Genomic DNA, 23,127 nt, shown 5'->3' on the forward strand with positions numbered 1-23,127 from the left:
TTCGCTTAAAATACGTAATCATTCAAAACAGATTTCACATATTCGATATGGCTAGATTCCAGTTCAATCGCGTCACCATGTTTATACGCATAGCTCGAAAGCGACTCCAAATCCTCTTTCCCAGCCAAAATAGACTTCCCAATCTCCGTATTCGTCCACTTACCATAACGCTCAGCAAGCAAATCAGAAATAAACTTGTCCTCAATCAGTTTCGCAGCCACTTTCAACCCGCGAGCAAACGTATCCATCCCCGCGATGTGCGCAAGTATCAAGTCCTCCATTGCAAAAGAAGAACGACGAACCTTCGCATCAAAGTTCACCCCACCCGGAGCAATACCACCATTTTGCAAAATCTCATACATCGCAAGCGTCACGTCCATCACGTTCGTTGGAAACTCATCCGTATCCCAACCAAGCAACATATCCCCTTGGTTCGCATCAATCGAGCCCAGCGCCCCATATTCACGAGCCACACGCAATTCATGCTCAAAAGTATGCCCAGCAAGCGTCGCGTGATTCGCCTCCAAATTCAGCTTAAAGTCACCCTCTAAACCATAATTCTTAATAAACGCCATCGTTGTCGCTGCATCAAAATCATATTGATGTTTTGACGGCTCTTTGGGTTTCGGCTCAATAAGGAATTGCGGTTTGTGACCAATTTTCTCACCATAAGCAATCGACATTTTGAAAAGACGCGCAATATTGTCCTGCTCGAATTTCATATCCGTGTTTAAAAGCGTCTCATAACCCTCACGACCACCCCAGAATACATAGTTCGCGCCGCCAAGTTTCTTAGAAATATCCAGACCCTTCTTCACTTGCGCCGCCGCATAAGCAAACACTTCCGGATCATTTGTCGAACCCGCACCATTATTAAAACGCGGATGAGAGAACATATTCGCCGTATTCCAAAGCAATTTGATACCCGTCTGATCCATTTTCACCTTAATCAGATCCGTAATTTCATCCAGATTATTCATGAACTCCTCAATCGAATTACCAGCCGGAGCCACATCGATATCGTGGAAACAGAAATACTCCACACCCAATTTTTCAAGGATTTCAAAAAACGCCTCAACACGATTTTTAGCCGTATCCATCTCCGTTGCGCCAATCCAAGTACGCTCATTCGTAGGCATTCCAAACGGATCACTACCATCCTGAGTCATTGTGTGCCAGTACGCCACAGCAAAACGCAAATGCTCCTTCATCGGCTTACCGAGTACAACCTCATCCGCCTTATAATGACGAAACGCAAACCGATTTTTCGTCCCCTTACCTTCAAATTGAATCTTCTCTACTTGTGGAAAATAACTCATAATATATAGCCTCCTCATCAAATTATCACGCAGATTCCAATTAGTTTGTGCATCGAACTAACTATACAGATATCATACCTTTTTTGAGTTCATTTGTAAAGCGGTTTCATTTAGTTTTTTCGTAAATAAAAACTACGGGCGGGGTTGGCTCGTAGTTTTGGTGCGTATGCATTCATAAGGAAAAATATCATCTTTTATCGAATATCACTTAATACTGCTATAGAATATGTTATGTGCTATTCAAAAAGCTGAAAGAAAAAAGAAAGGCCAAAAAGTCATTTTCTCTCTTACGCGCCCAATGTCTCGCATCGTTTTATCCAATCTAACACAAGTCCATTGTGTTAGATTCGCTTTGTATTTTCAGCATCCCACAATGCCATTAAGTGAGACTCAAACAAAGCATCAATAACATACAATTTACACCATTTAATCTATCATGTTGGGTAGCTGTTCTTTTTTCATCCTTAAGCCTTAAGCAATATCCAAAAAATATTTACTTGAGACCATTAGTTAAAAAGTCATTAAACTTTTTTTGTATATATGTTTTATCGTCAACAGAAGTATTTAGTTGCTCTAGCTTCTCAAAAAGTTCTATTATCGTTAACGTATTACTAGTTATCTCTTCCTTGTGAAGTTTTTCTAATTTAGATCTAGTGCCTTTTTCAAGAGTTTTTGAACTTGCCAAATTTTTAAAGATAGAAAATAATACATTTTCATCTAATTTTGTAGCTAGCCTTGCAACATTGATTCCATTTAGCACTCCATCTGTATGATCTTTTAAGTTGTGAAGCATTTTCATTTTCGAACCCACAGTTTCAAATTTATTATTATGCTGTATCTTTATAACAGTATCTCCCATTGCTGTGGATTTCTTACCGTTCTTATCACTAATAGTATATATAAACTCAAAAAGAACAGCTCCTTCTCTAATTTCACTATTTGTGATGTTAATACCAACCTCGATAGAAAAATAATTGTTTAATTTGATTTTCTCATCTAACTTTATAGTTAAATCTAAGCTGGAATCTGTAATATAAGCTTGTTCAATATAGGCTTTCTTATTCATTACCTTTGAATAATTATGTATCGATACTAAACAAAGATACAGCACTATATTATTATCAAAGTTTCTGTATTGATTAGAAGTAATCGCTCTAATATACATATCCTCTTTATTTTTACCCGTACCGCTAATAAAACGATACTGCATCATTTTACCATCTGTCTTATCTAACAGATAATCCAAGCTGTCTCGTAAAAAGTCAATTTCATTTACTTTAAAACAGTATCTCGCAAATTTAGACATACTGAATAATTTATCTAAAAAATCTGTGCTAAAAGAATAGATACCTTTTGCGGTAAAAGCCAAATCATCAGTACTTTCCTCATTAAAAGATAGTATTAGCTGCTTTTCATCAAATCCAACAAGAGAAATGTCTTCTACTGTTATTCGCATATCATCTTTTTTATTATTAATTTGATTAAATAGTTTAATTATTTGAGCCGAGCCAGCAATGTTACATTTTTCTTCGACAATATTGTCTAAAATATCCTTTATATCTTGAGACTCTTCCCCATTATCTAATAAAGATAAAATCTGCTCTTTTGACGCAACCTCCATATCGTCTTGCTTTGAGTTAAATCTTTTTATTACCATAAAATCTGCTATGACAATCATCTCCCTTTTTTAATTGATGACTTTTTTGGAAGTCAACCACTAACTACTGAACACGTCACACTTTAATTGTTAGCGCTCTCAATTAAAGTGACTGAAACTATTAGCATTATTGCCTTTTTATCTATTATCACTATATCATATACAATATATAGTAGTCAATCTCTTCAACAAACACCTTATCTAGTTACATCACAATGTGATAATCTCAGTTTACACTAGTGTTTTGCTAAAATCTATATAACCAAATACGGATATAGATATCGACTTGGTATGACATTCTTTAGCAATCGGATACACGAAGTAAATATCTGTCTTAGCATCTCGTTTCTTCTATATAGATTCGGCTTTATAGACCAACTTTGAAACACTAAATGAGACCTGTATGTTTCTACTTACTGGTCTCATTTAGCGTGTCTATATATCTTAAATTCTGGACTTTTCACTAGTTTAAACCTATCCAAACTAATTCAGCGTCTTTGATACTATATCTAAAGCTATTGTATCTTCTATCAAATGGCGAATTTGCCTTACATTGTCACAATATTTATAACTACCTTCAAGCCTTACCTTAATATCATTATTCAAAGAGTGTCTATAAATTGTTGAAATCTCCATGTACTCTTTTTCCCCAATCTGTGCTTTCGACTCTAATGATAAATCAGAAAACTGTATAACTTTATCAAATCGATTATAAATTGCGCTTCCCAAGTGCTTTTCTATTTCGTTTAAACTCGAATAATTTGACGTACATATTATAATTGACTTTTTTAAATCCAAATTATAATTTTGGTCTTCATAAGTTCCTTCATCAAAAAGCTGATAAAATGCGCTATGAAATGATGCATGTGCTTTATCAAATTCATCTAGCAATAAAACATTTGACTCTCTATCTAGCATGTCTTTCGCAAAGCTCTTCTCGTAGTGAGCCCCCCCAAATAGATAGGTTGCAAATTGATTATTTTGATACATTGAAAATTGCTTTCTAAACAAAGTTTCCTCGAGTATATTCGATATATATTTGGCTGTTTCTGTTTTTCCAATACCAGATTTCCCATAGAAAAGAATTACAACGGGTTTTACTCTTGTCTCGATAGTTAGCGGAAATAAAGCCTGGATTAATTCGTTTTTGACAGACTCCTGCCCAATAATAGTGCTATTATACTCTTTGTTTATTGTTTGTAAATCAGCTACTTTTAATTGCGTGTAGTTCTGATAATTAATCTTCACCTCATCATATAGACGTTTTACTTGGTTACTAATTTGAATTGGTGGATTATGCAAATACATATTGTCAACTTTAAATTTAGCGATAAAATTATTGAAATTAATAATTACATGCTCGCTTACACCAGCATATTCATCCGAACTCGCCACAAAATTTTCAATAGATACTCTCTCTTCAGTTGTCTCTTTCTGATCTTCTCCCTTTACAACTATATAAAATTGCTTACTATTTCTGTCTGATTCATAAGCTACATCCGTCAAAGTTCTATATTTTTCAGGGATAATTTCATTAAATTTTTTCTTAGATCCGTAAAAAATATTAACTCGGGTCACGCATAACACCTGCCAATACAATATCAAAAATTTCTAGCCTGTTTTCATCAACTGCCTGAACTCCTTTTACCACTTCTTGTGCACTAGGTGGCTTCTTACTTCCTGTCTCAAACTTAAATTCATTTTCCATTGATAAATCTGCTTCCATACATGTCCCTACATTGACACCAAAAAATGTTAAGTTCATTTTTGATAAATCTGCTAAAGTATATCCATTTTTAAAGGTGTTTATATTAAAACGTAAGACTTGCTTTCTGCCATTATCATCAGATATTAACATTTGATAATATCCTCGTTCTCCCAAGATAGCATTATTTAATTCGCCTAAATCAATTGGTATTTGATCTTTCGGGACAATATTAAGATAAGAGCTATACATTTTATACATTGAAACTGAATTTTCCGGGGCATAAACATATTTATTATAAAATTTATAGATATGTTTATCTTCATTGGCAAATTTTATATAGTCTGTAAGCAACGTATTCGTTATTGTGCTCTCTGCCATTTTTGTAGAGCTTGCATCATACCCAACTTGCATTGAACCTGAAATTGCCGCCTTCGCCAACGCTAATAGATTAAATCCACCTTTTGCTTGCACATCTATCTCAGTCAACATTTTTGCCAATTTTTCCTTATTTTCTTTTTTTGACCAATCAATTTGACCACCATTTTGAATTACAATGTAATCTGTTGCCGATCCCTCATCAAAGTATACAACCTTAATCATTTTTTTATTGGGCACCTTTCCCACCTAAATCACCTCTTCCTTCAATTAAGGAAAAGCAGGAGCCTTGTATATTCCATTATTTAAAATGGTTTTATACGAAGAATCCTGCTTATTTTTAATCCCTCTTTCATCTGGGTATTTTGATTTTTAATTATAAATACATCTCATAGATAAAATATTATAAGTATTATTAACGGATACTAATTTTTAATGTCGCTCCCATCGACTCAGTAATTCGTAGTAAAGTAGGAATGGATGGAAAGTTCTTTCCATTCTCCAAATATGAAATTGTTTTGGTAGGTACATTTGATAGTTCCGCTAGCTTTACTTGCGTCATTTTATTATTTTTTCTTATCTCTTTTATTTTAGCACTTAACTGTAATTTTAATTGTAGTTCCTTACCATGTATATCGCCTATATCATTAAGCATTTCGTCCATATTAAATGTTTTTTCAATACTCATGTTAAATAGTACCCTCCTTCCTTTTCATACCTCTTTACTAAAACCTACTAGAATACGATAGATATTCGATAGTCACTACTGACTATTCTTTCATCTTTTCCCTCCTTTTTTTGAGTCTTTACTTCGGTACGTTATTTTTCTCCTTCGGTACAGCACTTTTTTCATAATGGAATTATATGCTTCTATTTGTTTTTGCAGCCGCAAAGCGGCCGAGATAAAAGAGTTGGGCTTACTCTGCTATGATAGTTATGACATCCAGCAAATCTTGATTGAAAATTTCTCCATTCATAGTATCAGTTTTTCCACATAATACATGTGACTCATGATGGATATATCCGATTAAGCAAATATTTTCTTCATCACATTTTATATTAAGAAGGAATATTTGATTTTTCTGATCAATAATCTCTATTTCAGAAATGGTATCGGAATCTTGAAGTTTCATTATTACGTACCTGGTTACAGGGTTATCGTATCCTTGCAACCATGCCCATGGAGCTTTATCTCGGTCCTTGCCGCTATAGAAACAAAATAGACTGTCCATAGCAAAAATTCCCTTCATTATTAAATTCCTCCGAAATTTTACATAATAGTAAAATAACTGATAAAAAAATTTTACCATAAAGTAAAATTAATGTCAAATCATAGGTATCTTCTTTATTCTTTATCCAGATACAACAAATTCTAATGCACGTTTACTTCATTATTCATAAAACGCATCCGTATCAATTGAATTCTCATCAATTTCAACTAGCAAATCTTTAATTGATTTTCCTGCTTCTAATTTAAAAGTGAAATTCGGTGTTATTACAAAGTCATGCTGTACACCATCTTTACGACCGCCTAAATGGAAGATTAAATCAACCTCACATTTCCCTTTACCAAAAAAATCGCCATATGAATTTATTCGTATATTTATATTCGATACACTAACCCATTCAATTTCATGATACCCTACATTTTCCAAATTTTGAAATGAGTTATACACGCAATACCTCAGTAATTCATTTTTAACAAGATTAAATTCTAACATATCTGAGATCAAATCTCTTGCAAGCGTAAAAAAAATTGTATAGATCACTTAAGATTTCATTCTTTTGGTCTTTAATCTCTTGATCAGATATATTCAAAAGTGCGCCTAGTTTTCCGTCAGAATGTATTTTCTTGCATATACCTCCATAAGAATTCAACATTTTTACAAGATGATCTGATGATTTTATTTTATCTATTGTACCCTTTCGAACATCAATATCATATGCTTCTATTTCTTTCTTAATCCAATAAATTAAATGACTCTGCCTTGAAGGATGCTTTTTAGGCTTCTTTGTGACTTGGTCAATTTCCGGCTCATACCATGATTCACTTTGTACTTGTTTATATGGAGTACGCTTATTAAAAAAATCATCTAAAAAGCATCTCATATCTACGCAAAAATGAATTAATCGACAAGGGTTGGATATCTGTCTTAGTGCTTGTATACCACCTTTTAACATCACTAACTGCTCACTGTCAAAGATATTTAAATTCTTAAAATTTGAAAAGCTAATTTGTTTCTTTTTTTCGATATTATTCATGTTACAATCCTACTCTCATTTAAATTTAACCCATCGTATGATTTTATTATCCCCTCTAACTCTAATCCTTGTCAAAAACCATGCGTTCTGACATCGCCTTATTTCATTGTATTACGGCACCGCAAGTATGTTATAATAAAAATTAGTAGCGAGTGAAAGATGGTGGCTATCCTTACATGAAAGGGGGGATGCTTATGCGAATAAGTATCTACTCTAACGAAAGGAGAGGCCTTTGTGTCTGTAGCAGAAGCTTTGCAACTAGCAGTCGGTTTTGGAAGTCTTTTGATCTCCCTAATCGCTCTTGTTATTGCATTGATTAAGCTTAATAACGACCAAAAAAAATAACCATCAATCGCTTGGTCGGGATTTGATGGTTACACTATACAATCGGCCGCCGTCTTTTTAACGGTGCTACTGGAAGGAAGTCATGTTAGCGCATGGCTTCCTTTTCTTGGTTTCATTATAGCATTTTTTGAAGATCTCGTCAAAATCACTTCATTTCATGACGTGTTTCTTCTATATCATATAGTTCTTCTTTAATTCGATAAATCGTTGGTCGTGTCACTCGATTCTTTTCTGCAATTTGTTTGATGGGAAGTCCTTCTTCTAACATCCGAACAATCTGATGATACACTGCCTGTTTTTGAGGATCCTTCGCATCTGCCGCATATAAAATCGGCCGACCTTTATAGACTCCTTTCTCCTTCGCAATCGCGATTCCCTGCGCTTGCCTTCTCTTACTTTCCGTTCTTTCTCGTTCTGCAATCATCGCCAGTAACTGAAGGATTAAATCCTTTACGAAACGATCTAAAAGTGGGTCCCCAATTGGCTCACTTAATAAAGGCATACTCGTAACCATCAAACCAATATTCTTTTCTTTCAGTACATTGACGGTTTGGATAATTTCAGCATAATCCCGACCTAACCGATCGATTGCCTCCACCATCAAAAAATCTCCCTCGCGAACAAAATCCAATGCTTTTCTAAATTCTTCGCGATTAATAAAATCAGCACCGGATTTTTTCTCAACAAAAATTTTCTCGGCACCATGACTTTTAAATTCTTCCAATTGTCGATCTAAATTCTGATCCGTGGAACTTACACGCGCATATGCTACTTTCATGCCCCAAATCACTCCATTTTTGAACTCATTTATTTTACACCCTAATTTTACATTAAAAATCAGCATAAAGCAATGAATCCGGAGTGTCTATTTAGGGTACACCCTAAATCACCATCAAGCTGTTAGTATTTACCGTTAGGTATTGATTACTTATTACACAACAAAAATGGTGAAAGACATGCCATCTATACATTGGCACATCTTTCACCTTATAATACTATTTAGTCACTAATCATATTCAAATATAATTGATAGTTCTTGTTGCCTCCAGACAGATTATAGACTGTTTGGAATCCCTTGTTTTTTAGAATATTCTGGGCTGCATTGCCTGTTACGCCTTTATTACAGTAGGTTACTGTAATTACTGTAGGGTCAAGTAACGTGGCCTGTTCTCGGAGCTCGGCCAAAGGAATGTGTATGGCATTTTTAACAGAAGATGCTTCAAACTGCTTTTTGGATCGTGTATCAATAATCTGCATTTTCTCGCCTTCATTTTGTTTCTGAATGAGCGTTTCTGGCGTTATTAGTGGATTATCATGTATCGCATTGTCTAAGGCCATACCTGTATACAATACAGGATCTTTTGTCGTTGCAAATGGTGGAGCATACGCTAAATCTAAGTGAAATAGATCCGCTGCCGTTGCCTTAAAAGTGATAGCTGTTGCTAACACATCAATTCGTTTGTCGACACCATGTGTTCCTGTTATTTGAGCACCTAGAACACGTCCCGTATCTCGATCAGCGATGGCTTTAATTGTGAGTTCTTTCCCACCAAGATAATCTGCTTTATCCGGCTTAATATTGTAGAGCACTTCTATTTCAAAGCCTGCATCGCGTGCTTCCTGTTCGGATAAACCAGTATAGGCGACAACCATATCAAAAACTCGGACAATCCCTGTGCCAAGAATTCCCCGGTGTTTTAATAATCCACCAGTTAACCTATCTCCAGCAATTCGCCCCATTTTATTAGCTGTCGAACCTAAAGGTCGATACAACGGCTTTCCAGTGATTAAAGAGTAACTTTCTGCAATATCACCAACAGCTGATATATGCGGGATATTCGTTCGCATCTTTTCATCTACAGAAACAGCATGAGAGCTTCCAAGTGTTATATTGGTTCCATGTAATAAGCTCGTATTTGGTGTTACACCTGCGGCTAGAATAATCATATCCGATTCTCGTTCGTATGCATGATTATCTACCGTTACCAAACGTTTCTCTTTATCTGTGCGCTTGATTTTCTCTATCGTTGTATTTAAAGCGATTTTGACACCCTGTTTCTCCAATACTTTTTGTACACGAAAAGCCATGTCCCTATCAAGATGTTTCATTATTTGATTCCCACGCTGTATGAGCGTCACATCGATACCACACTGCTGTAGCTGTTCAGCCATTTCTAGACCGATAAATCCAGCGCCAACAATGAGTGCTGTTTTCGGTTGCTTCTTCTTGATATAGTGATGTATCGTGCTGGCGTCTTGAATATTTCTAACATGGAAAATATTCTTAGCATCTGCGAATGATTCAAAGGCAACAGGCGTCACTGGTTTTGCTCCCATGGCAAGTACCAATTCGTCGTAGAAATCTTCCACCGTTTCTCCAGTCTTAAGATTTAAAATATCCATTTTTTGTTGGTCAGGATGAATTTTCATGACACGATGTTCCGTATGAATAGCGACGTTATAACGTCTTTGAAACCATGCTGCATTTCTTGGGGTTAGGGTATCTAATGTTGGGACTTCTCCCCCGATATAATAAGGAATCCCACAAACAGAATAAGATATATCGACATCCTGATCGTATACCACAATCTCATCGTCTTCAGTGTTTCTTCTTGCTTTTGCCGCTACACTTGTTCCGGCAGCGACGGAACCAATAATAATAATTTTCATCCTATAAGCCTCCATTAATTCCAAATTAGTAGAGATAGATATAAACCTACGAGTGTGATAAATAAGACGGGCAGGGTAATGACAATCCCAATTTTAAAGTACATGCCCCAGCTTATCTTCACATTTTTTTGCGCTAAAACGTGTAGCCATAAAAGGGTTGCCAAAGAACCGATAGGAGTTATCTTTGGACCTAAATCAGAGCCTATTACGTTCGCGTAAATCATGGCTTCTTTCATGATTCCGGTAAAAGAAGTGTGATCGATGGCCAAAGCATTAATCATCACCGTAGGCATGTTATTCATGATCGATGACAGGATAGCTGCGATGAACCCCATGCCTATGGTGCCTGCGAATAAGCCATAATTACCGATATATTCCAAAGCATTTGCTAAAACTTTCGTAATACCAACATTCTGTAAACCATACACCACCACATACATACCAATGGAGAAAAATACAATACTCCAAGGAGCGCCTTTTAAAATCGTTTTAGTATGGACAGCTTGACTATTTCTAGCAAGTAACAAGAAGGTTAGGGCTATAAATAAGGCGATAAACGAAACTGGGATTTCCAAGAAACTACTTAAGAAATAACCTGTAACCAGAACAGCTAATATTCCCCAAGAAATATGGAACATTTTCACGTCTTTGATTGCGGAAGCTGGTGTGGCGAGTTCTGATGCATCGTATCTTTTTGGTAGGGCTCGTCGGAAATAAAGGTACAATACCAGGATACTTGCAATTAAAGAAAAAAGATTGGGTATCCACATCATAAGCGCATAGTGAGAAAACGTGATCCCAAAGAAATCAGCAGAAACGATATTTACCAGATTACTGACGACTAGTGGTAGCGATGTTGTATCGGCAATAAATCCGCTAGCTATAATAAATGGAAACACCTTTTTTTCATCAAACTTAAGGGCACGTACCATCGCCAACACAATAGGTGTCAAAATTAAAGCGGCACCGTCATTCGCGAAGAATGCGGCTACCAAAGCTCCTAAAATGGCAATGAGCACAAACATTAAAATACCATTCCCTTTAGCGAGTCTTACCATATGTAACGCGGCCCATTCAAAAAAGCCAATCTCATCAAGGATAAGAGAAATGATGATAATAGCAATAAAAGCTAACGTCGCATTCCAGACAATACCTGTTACAGTCACTACATCAGTGAGCGTGACAACACCTACTAGTAATGCGATAACAGCTCCTCCACACGCTGACCAGCCAATCGATAGATTTTTAGGTTGCCAGATAACAAATACGAGTGTGATTATAAAAACTAAAATAGCGAGTATGATTTGCATAATTCCCCCTGACTACTAGCGAAAAAAGATACTACTCGCTAGTGTATTTCATTAATATGAGTCATAGCTGGGATTCTCGCCAACCAAAGTCATTGGCTGGCATTAGCTTATAAGCTCCCTTTCTTGTGTATGTCATTACAAATACACACTTCTTTTTCGTCCAAAAAAGAAGCTAGAACTTGTTGTCCTTTCAATATAGATGCATCCCTTAAGGAATAGTAATGCCAGATTCCTGATTTTCTGCTTTGTACAATACTTGCTTGCAGTAAAACTTTCATGTGATGAGATAATGTGGGTTGCGTGAAATCGAAATGTTCCAGCAAATCGCACGCACACAATTCCCCGCAGGAAAGAATATCAATAATTTGAACTCTTTTAGGGTCACTCATCGCCTTAAAAAGGCGAGCAGTTTCTTCATATGTCACAATGAACCTCCTTATAGATAGATGTTTGTCTATCTATAAATATAAACATCTGCAAGTGGAACGTCAAGTATTTCTCTTCGTTTATGCGAAAAACAGTCTATATCGTTCATTTTCAACTAGCTTGCACTCTCTTTTTTTATCTATAAGTATCCTTTGCATACTTTTCTATATTTGATATAATTTATGCAATAAATCTTTGATCTAACAAAATGGATGGGGGAAACATCATGAAAAAAGAATGGACGATTGATGAAGAAATAGAAGCTTTTATATTGAGCGATCGAGAAATGGCGTTTGTTACAACGAAATACAGAGCTACGCGGATTGGTTTTGCTGTGATGCTAAAATATTTTCAGTTGGAGCATCAATTCCCAGTAGAAAAGAACGATGTTCCACCTGATATGCCTGCGTTCATCGCGAAGCAATTACAATTGTCGTCTGATGCTTATATAACCTACCAATTGGATTCCAAAACAGCCTATCGGCAGCGACAGGAAATTTTACAATTTTGCGGTTTTCGAGAAGAGAATGAAGCGGATAGAAAATCATTGCAAGATTGGTTAGACGACAAAATATACGAGTACAACCAAGATGTAGATGTGTTAAAAGAACAGCTATCTAGGAAGTACCGTGTAGAAAAAATAATCATCCCTTCGGAATCCCAAATAGAAACGTTAGTGCGTGGCTGTATTCGGCAAAAAGAGCAACAGTTTTATCAAACAACCTACCAGAGGCTTTCTGCTACTAGTTTGGAAAAGATGGCTGCTTTACTAGCCTACTGGGGAGCATTAGAAAATGAAGAAAACGACAAAGAAGATATAACAAAAATCACATTTAGAAGGTTAACCTTAGGGCCTGGGCGCCTTAGTCAAGCCACCCTAGTCATGGAATTAAATAAACTGCAAACACTTCTCGACTTAGAGTTGCCAGATTATTTGTTTACGGATATTCCTGCTAAGATTTTGCAAAAATATAGACTAAGGGCCACGTCCGAGGATAAGACAGAAGTGAGTCGGCATAATGATCCTATTCGCTACACGTTACTGAGTGCTTTTTTCTGGCTAAAAATAAGGGAATTGCATGATAGCCTTGTAGAGTTACTCATTACACTCATCCATAAAATCGATGGTCGTGCGGAGAAGAAAGTGAAAATGGAATTAATACTAGAAGTAAAGAAAGTATTTGGTAAGAATAAAATCTTGGTTCATTTATTGGAGAGCGCGCTCCAAAATCCCAATGGGATTATCAAAGACACACTCTTTTCCGTCGCATCTCCAGAAATAGTAGGGGATATTGTCAAAGAATTAAAATATAAAAACTCCATTTATCAAGAGAAAGTACACTGGCGTATACGGAATTCCTATAGTAGTTCCTATCGTTCCGCTGTGACGAATATATTGCAAACGCTTCAATTCAAATCCAATAACCACCGGTATCAACCCGTCATTCAAGCGATTGACTTACTGCGACAATATCATACATCCAAACAAATTACCTTTTCTCCTTCTGAGGATATTCCACTTGGCCCAGAAATTATCCCCAAGAAATGGTATGACTTGGTCATTAAAGAAGATAGCAATGGTGAGCTAAAAATCAATCGCATTAATTATGAAATATGTGTCTTACATGCGTTAAAAGATAAGTTGAAATGCCGTGAAATATGGGTATCTTTCGCTTTTCGTTATCGAAATCCAGATGAATATTTGCCCGCTGACTTTGAAGAGAAGCGTGTCCAGCACTATGAGACGCTTCAGCTTCCCTTAGATGGCGCAGAAAAAATAGAAAGTCTACAGCTGGAGCTACGTGACAAGCTACATCTGCTGGATACAACGATGCCAGATAATAAGAAAGTGAACATATTGACCAAGAAAAACGGTTGGATTGCTGTCGCGCCAAATGAGTTAAGTCCTGATCCACATCAACTTACCTATCTGAAGAAAGAAATTACCGATCGTTGGTGGATGACGAATCTCATTGATATCATTAAAGAAACGGATTTACGAACAGGATTTTCGACGACGTTTCAAAGCCTTGCTACGTATGAACGCCTGGATCGAGAAGCTATCCAAAAACGGTTGTTATTATGTCTATACGGTATTGGAACAAACACTGGAATACGACGTGTATCATCGGGTAGTCCAGACATCAGCTACAAAGATTTACTGTACGTTAAGCGGAAATATATTCATACCGAAAATCTAAAAGCGGCCAATCAAAAAATAGTGAATGCCATTTTAACAGAACGAGCAGAGAGTGTATGGGGCAAAGGGTCCACTTCTTGTGCTTGCGCTTCTGATTCTTCTCGCGTGGTAGCTTACGATCAAAATTTACGAACGCAATGGTTCCCAAGGTATCGTGGTCCTGGCGTATCTGTTTATTGGCATATTGAAGAAAAGTCCATGTGTATTCATTCGCAAGTGAATGCACCAAACTCGTCAGAAGTAGCAGCGATGCTGCATGGTTTACTCCATCATGGCACAGCAAAAGAAGTGGATCGCAATTATGTAGACACACATGGCCAAAGTGCGGTAGGATTCGCATTTTGTCACTTACTAGGCTATGAGTTATTACCACGTTTCAAAAATATACATGCACAAAAATTATATAGAGCATCGGCTAGTGATCGATATGAGCATATCGCCCCCGTTATTGCGAAGCGAGCCATCAACTGGGATCTTATTCACAGACAGTACAACGAAATGGTGAAATATGCGACAGCGTTACGTATTCATACCGCGGATACCGAAGCTATTTTAAAGCAATTTTCCAAAAATAGTTCGCACCCTACCTATCTCGCTTTTCAAGAATTAGGTAAAGTGATAAAAACGATGTTTCTATGCGATTATCTCCTATCTGAAGAGCTACGAAAAGAAATTCATGCCGGTTTAAATACAGTAGGAAATTGGCATTCTGCCAGTGACTTTGTCTTTTTCGGTCAAGGTGGCGAAATTCGCCACAATCAATTAGAAGAACAAGAAATAGCGATGCTCAGTCTCCAACTCATACAGAATTGCATGATTTATATGAACACACTTAAAATCCAATCGGTGTTAAGTAAAAAAGAATGGCAAAACAAGATGGAAGCCGAAGATTATCGAGCACTGACTCCTATGATTTACAATCATATCAACCCATATGGAGAGTTTCATATTGATATGAAAAAGAGAATACATTTATAAGGAACAAGTAAATCGGGCATCGCGTAATATTCGGAATATTACGTAATATCCGATTTACTCGGAGATGCTGGTTCTACCCCTAGAATGCTTCTCTCCAACACAAAAAAGTCCTGTCAACAGACAGATAGATTTGTTTGCACACTTATTTATTGCTCACCAATGATTCCCTTTACAACTTTGAATAACCTCTCGATAGACTTGACCATAATCAAGACACAATCGATTTCTTTCCTGCATCAATTTTGCGCCGATCGCTTCGCCGGTCTTGCTCTCAAAAGCAATTTTAAGTTTATTCTCAATCATCGTCATTTCATGAAACCAATCTTCGAATAGTTGGCAATGAAAATTTTGCCCCCTATAAGAGTTGTGCTTATTAAAAACCACACGTATCTCTTCATTATTTGATACATATTTTTAATACGAATCGTTTCTTTCATGTCATCTGCCTCCTTTCCATGTAGTTACAAGTACAAGCATATCAAGACCAGTTCTACAATAAAAAAGGCGAGAAACACCATGTATGGTTATGAGTCTCTCGCCTATATTGCCATTTATTTTTGAATATTGATTGTTTGCGTGTCAAGTACTTTTCCTGCTTTGTCGAAAGCTTGGATAGCGATGACATCGTCTGCTGATTTGATCTTGTCTAGTGCGTAGAATTTGAACGTGCCGTCTGCGTTGAATGTACCACCTTTATAGGCTGCCCCATTCACTGTTACGACTACTGATTTCACGTCGCCAGTATACATCCCTGTGATGTTTTTATCGCCCACTGTATACGTGTCCAATGTGATGTCGCCTGCTGTGACAACGACTGGTGCTTTGATTTTAACCGTTTTTGTATCCAATAGTTTGCCAACACTGTCAAACGCTTGAATCGTTACTTTATCTGTGACAGCTTTGATTTTATCTTGGCTGTAGAATTTGAACTCACCGTTGGCTACCGTTCCACCTTTGTACACAGTGCCGTTGACTGTCACAACGACTGATTTTACGTCATCTGTGTACGTACCTGTGATGTTTTTGTCACCAGGAATCGTCATCTCGTTCGGTGTGATTTTACCTTCGGTTAGTACGACAAAGGTTACTTTTTCTTGGGCTAATTCTTTGCCGTATTTATCGTAAGCTGTCATGATGATTGTTTGGTCTTTTTTGATTTTCTTGTCAGCGGCATAAAAGCTGAATGTGCCATTTTTGACCGTTGCCCCTTTGTATTCGACACCATCTTGGAAAAGAGAGATACGAGCCACGTCACCAGTGTAAGTGCCTGTAACATATTTGTCTGTACCAATTGTGAAGGCATCTGTTTTCACTGTACCAGTCGTCGCTAAACGATCGGCTACTTGTTGTTTAGCTTTGTCTAGGTCGGCTTGTAAGGCTGCTTTTGTTGCAGGATCTGTGACTTTATTCACGAGGTTTTGGGCAATGGCGATGTCTTCTTGCGTGATTCCCGTTAGAATATCACCTTTCGGGTTGTTGTTTTCGAATAGGTTGTTGACTGCTTCGCGGGCTTTATCTTGCGCTTCTTTTTCGGCTTGCGCTTGGGCTTCTTTATCCGCTAGTTGTGCTTTTGCTTTATCCAAATCGGCTTGTAGGACTACTTTTTTATTCGCATCCATTACTTGGTTGATAAGATTTTGGGCTGTCGTGATGTCTGCTTGCGTGATGCCTGTTGTGATCGTGCCATTTGGGTCTTTGTTTTCAAACAAGTTGTTGACTGCTTCACGCGCTTTATCTTGCGCTTCTTTTTCAGCTTGTGCTTGTGCTTCTTTTTCTGCTAGTTGTGTTTTTGCCTTCTCTAAATCGGCTTGTAGGACTGCTTTTTTATCCGCATCCGTTACTTGATTGATGAGGGTTTGCGCATTCGTGATGTCTGCTTGCGTGATGCCTGTTGTGATTGTGCCATTTGGGTCTTTGTTTTCAAACAAGTTGTTGACGGCTTCACGCGCTTTATCTTGCGCTTCTTTTTCAGCTTGTGCTTGTGCTTCTTTTTCTGCTAGTTGTGCTTTTGCCTTCTCTAAATCGGCTTGTAGGGCTGCTTTTTTATCCGCATCCGTTACTTGATCGATGAGGGTTTGCGCATTCGTGATGTCTGCTTGCGTGATGCCTGTTGTGATCGTGCCATTTGGGTCTTTGTTTTCAAACAAGTTGTTGACGGCTTCACGCGCTTTCTCTTGCGCTTCTTTTTCGACTTGTGCTTGCGCTTCTTTGTCCGCTAGTTGTGTTTTTGCCTTCTCTAAATCGGCTTGTAGGCCTGCTTTTTTATCCGTATCCGTTACTTGATTGATGAGAGTTTGCGCATTCGTGATGTCTGCTTGTGTGATGCCTGTTGTGATCGTGCCATTTGGGTCTTTGTTTTCAAACAAGTTGTTGACGGCTTCACGCGCTTTCTCTTCCGCTTCTTTTTCTGCCTGTGCCTTCGCGACTTTATCTGCTAGTTGTGCTTTGGCTTTGTCTAAATCGGCTTGTAGCTCTGCCTTTTTCGTTACATCTACTACTTGATCCACTAGATTTTGGGCATTCGCAATGCTGTCTTCTGTAACAGCCGATGTAATATTGCCTTGTGGGTTTTTGTTTTCAAACAAGTTGTTGACGGCTTCACGCGCTGTGTTTTGTGTAGCGACATCGTCTTTGGCCACTTGTGCATCGGATTTTACCATACTGATATTCGAATACCTAACCTCTTTTATTGTCCCTTTTTCTCCATATGCTCCGAAACCAATAAAAGTAGTTTTTTGGGTCGCTTTAAATGTGACACTCATTGTTCCGGTGTTTGCATTCTTATTAGTATTTACTAGGTTTGCCACAGGGCTTTCATTATAAATTTGAATAGAAGCAAGTGTTGAGCCTTGTACTATGTCAAAATCTGTAGAGACAGTGTACTCTTTTCCAATTTCTGTGGCAACAGGTTGTCCGATTGCTGGGTTTGCAGAGACATAAGCAAAGTTTTTCAAGTCGTTTTTCAGCGTAATGGCTGTATCTTTCTCTACAGCCAAACTAACAATGTTCTTACTGGTTTCCACTTTACTAAATACATTACTTGCTTCATTCCATGTCCATGCGTTTGTAGTTGCTACGGAATTCCAGTTTAATTTATACTTTCCATCCGCTAGCTTCGTCATCTCCGTAGAAATTTTGAATAGGTTTGGGTTAGTTACATTGTTGCTGTTTGCTTGTTCCGATGCTGCGGCAGGTGTTGCCAAGACATTAAATGGCGTTACCACACTTGTTCCGATAATCGATGTTAAAGCAACCACACTCATTAATTTTTTCATTTTCATTTTTCATTCCTTCTTTCTTTTTTTTATTTGTTGGCTTACCTTTATTTTAGCAGGATTTTGTGCTGCATCTGTCTTTCTATAACAAATTCATTTTCTTTGTCAATTCTTTAGAGAAATAGTGCGTCTGTTGCGATTATTCATGGACGAATACAATCACTCCTCTTTCTTTTCTAGGTCACTGCTTGGTACAAAATTAATAGTAACAGGGTTTCTCAACCGCATTTTCCACATTTCTAGAATGGCTTCCCCCTATTTGTTACTATTTATTGAACATCCAATTTTTCTTGTAATTTATAGGTATCAAAATATATCATTCGTTTTGTCGAAATGAGTATCTCTTCTGCTTGCAGTTTTTGGAGGATGTTCGTGACCGTGTTGGGGTTAAGGTTGGTGTATTGCGCGAGCATGCCTTTACTGATTTGGGTGGGGAAACAGATGGTATCTGGGTCACCTTGCGTCGATTGCCCGAATTTTTCTCCGAGTTTCAAAATAGCGCGGCTGATGCGTTCTTCGGAGGGAAGTCGTAATAATTCTTCTTTTTCCATCATCCGTGCGACTTGGTTTTGCATGTGTACATAATGATAAAAGTATCCTTCTTGCGTATTCATCACTTTATCAATCACATCTGCCTTCGCGTATGTTAGGGCAGTCAACTCATTGGAAATGACTTGGTAAACATAGTCAGATGGACTGCCTAGTAACAAATTGCTCAATCCAATAATATCCTGTGGTCCCAAGAAGTCGATGATATTTTCCTCATCCTTCATGGCCATCAAGTACCCCGACTCAATGAAAAGGATATCATCTACTTCATCATCCTCCACTAATAACATATCGCCTTTTCGATATTTCTTACGTCTCCCTTCCACTGGAAAAATCGTATCTTCCTCTAAAAAAAATTGGAATTTTTCTTCACTAAACTGCTTTTCTATATAGCGTTGATTATACAAAAGGCTCATCATCTCTAATTTCTGTTTCATATGTTTTGTCCTCCTTCAACTATGTGGTATGATTGGTTTTCCTTTGCCTACTTATACTTTACCAGCTAATCGGACAATAGTTTCATTTTTCTAAAAAAATGAAACATTTTTTCATTTTCTTTGATAAGTGCTTGTGTGTTTGGTAAGGAAAAGCGTTTTACAAAAGGCAGTAGTATCTTCCTAAGACAATGTGTTATTATCAAAACATATGGGCTATTTTCGCCTTCAATATAGAAATATCCACATAAAGTCCTTTTTGATTTCTCGATAATATATTTTCTTGGTGTAACTTTTGAAGAACGTTGGTAATTGTATTGGGGTTTAGATTTGTATACCTTGCAAGCAATCCTTTATTGATGGATTTCGGAAATCTGAAAATAGTGGATGATACTATCCTCTCACCATATCTTTCGGATAATATAATAAGGGCTGACCCCACCCTCTCTTCAGCGTTTAATCGTAATAACTGTTCTCTTCTTACTATTTGTTTGAAACGATCTTGCATATATACATAGTGATATAAATAGCCTTCTTGTGTGTTAAATAGCTTCTTTATAACATCCTCTTTTTTATATTTCATTACCTTGACCTTATCTGAAATTACTTCGAACGAATAAGAAGATTGGCTTTCCATTGTTAGATTCTCTAAGCCAATAATATCTTGACTTCCATAAAGGTAGGGAGTTCGCATTTTTCCTTTAGAAGCAATAATACACCCAGATAAAATAAAAAAAACCTCTTCTATGCTTTCCGATTCCTTTATCATGTGCTCATATCTTTCGTACTGTTTGATCATTCCTTCGATAGGATACATATGCTCCTCTTTTAAACACTGTAGAAGCCTTTCTGTGCTAAATTCCTTTTCTACAACGCTCGCATTATATAAATAGTTCATCTCAGCTACTTGTTTATTCATTCGTTATTCTCACTTTCTTTTTGATTATAGTCTTTTTTTATAATTATAATACCGATCGTAACATGAGATATTACCTTTGTTTTCTAAATTTATGGATTTTTAAATACAGAAGTGTTGCAAACTTTTGAACTCCTATTTTTTGTAGCGCGTTAAGTATTTTATCATTTGCACTTTTTTTGTGCTTATTTTATCATGAATGTATAGAGGTAAGGAATGGAGGGGCTTTATAATGAAAGATATTATTACAGCATCTGATTATCGGAAGTTAAAAATGCTCAACATACTATTTTTTGCAGAAAAACCACTGAGTAAAAAAGAATTAACTGCAGCTGTGGAGTGCTCATTAAATACGTTAAAAGCTGATGTAAAACTATTCAATTCTACCTGTCCTATGGAAATGGCTCACATCTATGAAGAAGATAAGCGTCTATTTTTAAAAACAGCTCCTGATATCAATTTTGATTTTTTGCAAGCTTATATGATTACTCATAGTGATTTATTTGTACTCTCTGTATCCATCTTTCATAATGATAAATTGACTATACCGGAATGGGCGGAAAAAAACTTTATTAGCCCTGCTTCGTTTTATTTGAAGCTAAAAGAGATTGATACTTTCTTGGCTCGCAGTAGGCTTATATTAAAGAATAAGCCTCTACAAATTGAAGGAAATGAGATTAACATTCGCTTTTATTTTTCCCATCTCTTTATCAGAAGTCATCCTTATTCCGGCTGGATCAGTGAGGAAATTAGCTTTGAGCAAATCAATAGCTTTATTCAAAAATTTGAAGCACATATGGGCGTCTTTTTTTCAATCAGTTCACGAATGGAGTATGCAATCGCCATATGCGTTTGTTTAACGAGAATAAAACAAGGTTATGCAGCAGAACTAAGCCCTGTCGAAAAAAGCACCATTGATGATATTTATAAATACTATCATGCTGAAAACATTGATTTTAATGATTTAGATGCTTTTTTAGACGAACCTATGAGCTTAATCGAACGGTATACTATTCTAAATATTAGTTTCTTATGCTCGTTCACGGATATCAGTCTTGATCGAATAAAATTTCGCATTGATTATCATAAAAAATTCAGAAAACAGCGCTTCGCCTTAGCTGAGGACATTCTCACTTTGCTAGATGGTCGCATACAGGAATACGATACAATAAAGTTAGCTATCCTAGACTATTTAACTCGCTTCACATTTGTGAAAAAGACAAATCTTATTTTAGATGTGGACCATTTCTCTAAAAAATTCTATCCTGACGTGATTACAATGGAGATGATTATGCAAAAACTTCAAAAATATGAGCGCCATCCCGACTACCTTTTCGTTCGTGATAATAAAAAAGTGATTTCAACCTATTTACACGATTTATTTAATGTTTCTCTTATGAATGAATTGTTCACGCGGCGCTTACATGTGAAAGTTATTTCAAAAAGTGGTTTTTTGTGGGAAGAATATCTGAAAGGACAGATTCGCCAACATTACTCGGAGGAATATCTCATTTTTTGTGAAGAGCTCGATCCAAAAGAACATATGCCGCAATATGACTTAATTATTAGCGACTCACATGTCGAATTACCCTCCAAAACAAAGGTATTAGTTTGGCATGTACCGCCAACAAAGCGAGATTTCAGTCAATTAGGCGAAATTATTGAAGCGAGGAAAGTGTAAAAATAAGCAAGCGGAGAGCGAGGATATCGATGGCTCCGCTTGCTTATTTTATTGAAAAATTAAATCGGCCTTTTTTAGTAAGCGGGGTCTCTGTAGCAGGGGTAGAACCAGCATCTCCGAGCAAATCTTATACTTCGCAATATTCCGACTATAATGATTTGAATTTCTCTACGCTTGAGCTTCTTGTACACACTAGCGGTCACAATAGATCTGGCAGGACTCGAACCTGAGACCGGGCGGTTATGAGCCGTCTGCTCTAACCAACGACGCTACAGATCCACACAAAAGAAGTAACCGCCCATTGGTATAAACGGTTACTTCAAAGGAAGCGATACCCATTCTTTCTCGGTTTTCGGTAAGGAATATGGTGTTTTTCCATCCTCTTTTTCATAGTAGCTTCCGATACGCCAAAATGCTTGGCCACTTTTAAAATAGATAAATCTGGATGTGCCACCACAAAGGCATGTAAAGCGTCTCGATAGATTTTCTTTTTTTCCTTTTTATTTTTCGGCAGGTACAGAAGATGATACTGTTTAATATATTTCATGACCGTCTCTCGGGACACCTGCAAATGCGCTGCTATTTCCTGATGTGTCCACTCTGTATGCTTCGCGAGACATAGCGCTAATTCCCTTGCCTCCAATAACCCCTTCTTCTTTCGCTTCCGCTGATATGGAAGGCTATGTTTTCGGATCAATCGCCCAACATACGACACCGATAGATGAAAATCGTCGGCTATCTCTTGCTGCGTCTTATAAGGATACTTTTCCATATGCGCGCTCATTTGTTGGATAACCCGCTCATCTACTTTACGCGTTTCTTGGACTTCAATAGCGTAAGCCTCTATAATTCGAAGAAATGTCTGTTTCGCTATGGGTTTATCACTGGCATTTTCTAAGATGTGAGACATGGTTGCATCTGGATTTTTCTTCACCTAGGCCTGAATAGCTTCCGCCAGCTTCTCCTCTTTCTGTTTTCTAAAAGTAAGACGCTCGTGATAAAGCACTTCATTCGCTTTGATG

General features: G+C 37.2%; 20 protein-coding genes. 3 read left to right on the forward strand and 17 right to left on the reverse strand.

The features are described from left to right. Window positions 1-5: 5 nt before the first annotated feature. The 8 genes from xylA to DUK53_RS05335 form a co-directional block, all read right to left on the reverse strand. On the reverse strand, window positions 6-1,319 hold the full coding sequence (xylA, locus tag DUK53_RS05300; RefSeq protein WP_036094688.1) for a xylose isomerase: 1,314 nt from the start codon (window positions 1,317-1,319) through the stop codon (window positions 6-8). A gap of 493 nt (window positions 1,320-1,812) precedes the next feature. Continuing rightward, a complete protein-coding gene (locus DUK53_RS05305) occupies window positions 1,813-2,997 on the reverse strand; it encodes a hypothetical protein (RefSeq protein WP_124892603.1) in 1,185 nt (394 codons plus the stop codon). A gap of 462 nt (window positions 2,998-3,459) precedes the next feature. Beyond that, window positions 3,460-4,554, reverse strand: coding sequence for an AAA family ATPase (locus DUK53_RS05310; RefSeq protein ID WP_036094687.1), 1,095 nt, complete (start codon window positions 4,552-4,554; stop codon window positions 3,460-3,462). Then, entirely contained in the window at window positions 4,541-5,284 is a 744-nt protein-coding gene (locus DUK53_RS05315) for a DUF6414 family protein (protein WP_036094786.1), read from the reverse strand. Before DUK53_RS05315 ends, DUK53_RS05310 begins: the two co-directional genes overlap by 14 nt. A gap of 190 nt (window positions 5,285-5,474) precedes the next feature. Further along, window positions 5,475-5,747, reverse strand: a complete 273-nt coding sequence (locus tag DUK53_RS05320) for a helix-turn-helix transcriptional regulator (RefSeq protein WP_036094686.1) — start codon at window positions 5,745-5,747, stop codon at window positions 5,475-5,477. A 229-nt stretch (window positions 5,748-5,976) separates the two neighbouring features. Next, entirely contained in the window at window positions 5,977-6,309 is a 333-nt protein-coding gene (locus tag DUK53_RS05325; protein ID WP_036094685.1) for a hypothetical protein, read from the reverse strand. 141 nt (window positions 6,310-6,450) lie between these two features. Then, window positions 6,451-6,780 (reverse strand): hypothetical protein, encoded by a 330-nt coding sequence (locus DUK53_RS05330; RefSeq protein ID WP_036094684.1) that lies wholly within the window; start codon window positions 6,778-6,780, stop codon window positions 6,451-6,453. Continuing rightward, complete coding sequence (locus DUK53_RS05335) at window positions 6,767-7,321, reverse strand: pPIWI-associating nuclease domain-containing protein (RefSeq protein ID WP_036094683.1); 555 nt, start codon at window positions 7,319-7,321, stop codon at window positions 6,767-6,769. The genes DUK53_RS05330 and DUK53_RS05335 overlap by 14 nt, the downstream gene beginning before the upstream one ends. A gap of 234 nt (window positions 7,322-7,555) precedes the next feature. Between DUK53_RS05335 and DUK53_RS05340 the strand changes: the two genes are divergently transcribed. Then, window positions 7,556-7,666, forward strand: coding sequence for a putative holin-like toxin (locus DUK53_RS05340; RefSeq protein ID WP_077917947.1), 111 nt, complete (start codon window positions 7,556-7,558; stop codon window positions 7,664-7,666). A 145-nt stretch (window positions 7,667-7,811) separates the two neighbouring features. Here DUK53_RS05340 and DUK53_RS05345 read toward each other — a convergent pair whose 3' ends face one another. The 4 genes from DUK53_RS05345 to DUK53_RS05360 all read right to left on the reverse strand — a co-directional run bounded on the left by DUK53_RS05345 (window position 7,812) and on the right by DUK53_RS05360 (window position 12,071). Continuing rightward, window positions 7,812-8,444 carry a recombinase family protein gene (locus DUK53_RS05345; RefSeq protein WP_036094682.1) on the reverse strand — a complete coding sequence of 211 codons (633 nt, stop codon included), beginning with the start codon at window positions 8,442-8,444 and terminating at the stop codon, window positions 7,812-7,814. Window positions 8,445-8,665: 221 nt separating this feature from the next. Continuing rightward, window positions 8,666-10,336: an FAD-dependent oxidoreductase gene (locus tag DUK53_RS05350; RefSeq protein ID WP_059140460.1), complete on the reverse strand. Its 1,671-nt coding sequence runs from the start codon at window positions 10,334-10,336 to the stop codon at window positions 8,666-8,668. 14 nt (window positions 10,337-10,350) lie between these two features. Then, entirely contained in the window at window positions 10,351-11,646 is a 1,296-nt protein-coding gene (locus tag DUK53_RS05355; protein WP_124892605.1) for an arsenic transporter, read from the reverse strand. 107 nt (window positions 11,647-11,753) lie between these two features. Beyond that, window positions 11,754-12,071 carry an ArsR/SmtB family transcription factor gene (locus DUK53_RS05360; protein ID WP_036092828.1) on the reverse strand — a complete coding sequence of 106 codons (318 nt, stop codon included), beginning with the start codon at window positions 12,069-12,071 and terminating at the stop codon, window positions 11,754-11,756. 227 nt (window positions 12,072-12,298) lie between these two features. Between DUK53_RS05360 and DUK53_RS05365 the strand changes: the two genes are divergently transcribed. Beyond that, window positions 12,299-15,250: a Tn3 family transposase gene (locus DUK53_RS05365; protein WP_059140459.1), complete on the forward strand. Its 2,952-nt coding sequence runs from the start codon at window positions 12,299-12,301 to the stop codon at window positions 15,248-15,250. 305 nt (window positions 15,251-15,555) lie between these two features. Here DUK53_RS05365 and DUK53_RS17910 read toward each other — a convergent pair whose 3' ends face one another. The 4 genes from DUK53_RS17910 to DUK53_RS05380 form a co-directional block, all read right to left on the reverse strand. Beyond that, on the reverse strand, window positions 15,556-15,687 hold the full coding sequence (locus DUK53_RS17910) for a hypothetical protein (RefSeq protein WP_255410865.1): 132 nt from the start codon (window positions 15,685-15,687) through the stop codon (window positions 15,556-15,558). Window positions 15,688-15,801: 114 nt separating this feature from the next. Further along, a complete protein-coding gene (locus tag DUK53_RS05370) occupies window positions 15,802-18,531 on the reverse strand; it encodes an immunoglobulin-like domain-containing protein (RefSeq protein ID WP_124892607.1) in 2,730 nt (909 codons plus the stop codon). Between the two features lie 263 nt (window positions 18,532-18,794). Beyond that, complete coding sequence (locus tag DUK53_RS05375) at window positions 18,795-19,511, reverse strand: Crp/Fnr family transcriptional regulator (RefSeq protein ID WP_036130049.1); 717 nt, start codon at window positions 19,509-19,511, stop codon at window positions 18,795-18,797. A gap of 199 nt (window positions 19,512-19,710) precedes the next feature. Continuing rightward, entirely contained in the window at window positions 19,711-20,427 is a 717-nt protein-coding gene (locus DUK53_RS05380) for a Crp/Fnr family transcriptional regulator (RefSeq protein WP_036092844.1), read from the reverse strand. Window positions 20,428-20,656: 229 nt separating this feature from the next. Between DUK53_RS05380 and DUK53_RS05385 the strand changes: the two genes are divergently transcribed. Further along, entirely contained in the window at window positions 20,657-22,105 is a 1,449-nt protein-coding gene (locus DUK53_RS05385) for an AcpB/EbpR/MafR family transcriptional regulator (protein WP_036092850.1), read from the forward strand. Window positions 22,106-22,424: 319 nt separating this feature from the next. Here DUK53_RS05385 and DUK53_RS05395 read toward each other — a convergent pair whose 3' ends face one another. After that, on the reverse strand, window positions 22,425-23,039 hold the full coding sequence (locus tag DUK53_RS05395) for an IS630 transposase-related protein (RefSeq protein ID WP_036130046.1): 615 nt from the start codon (window positions 23,037-23,039) through the stop codon (window positions 22,425-22,427). Between the last annotated feature and the right edge of the window lie 88 nt (window positions 23,040-23,127).

The sequence above is a fragment of the Listeria sp. SHR_NRA_18 genome (genome assembly GCF_003856515.1).
Lineage (GTDB): Bacteria > Bacillota > Bacilli > Lactobacillales > Listeriaceae > Listeria_A > Listeria_A newyorkensis.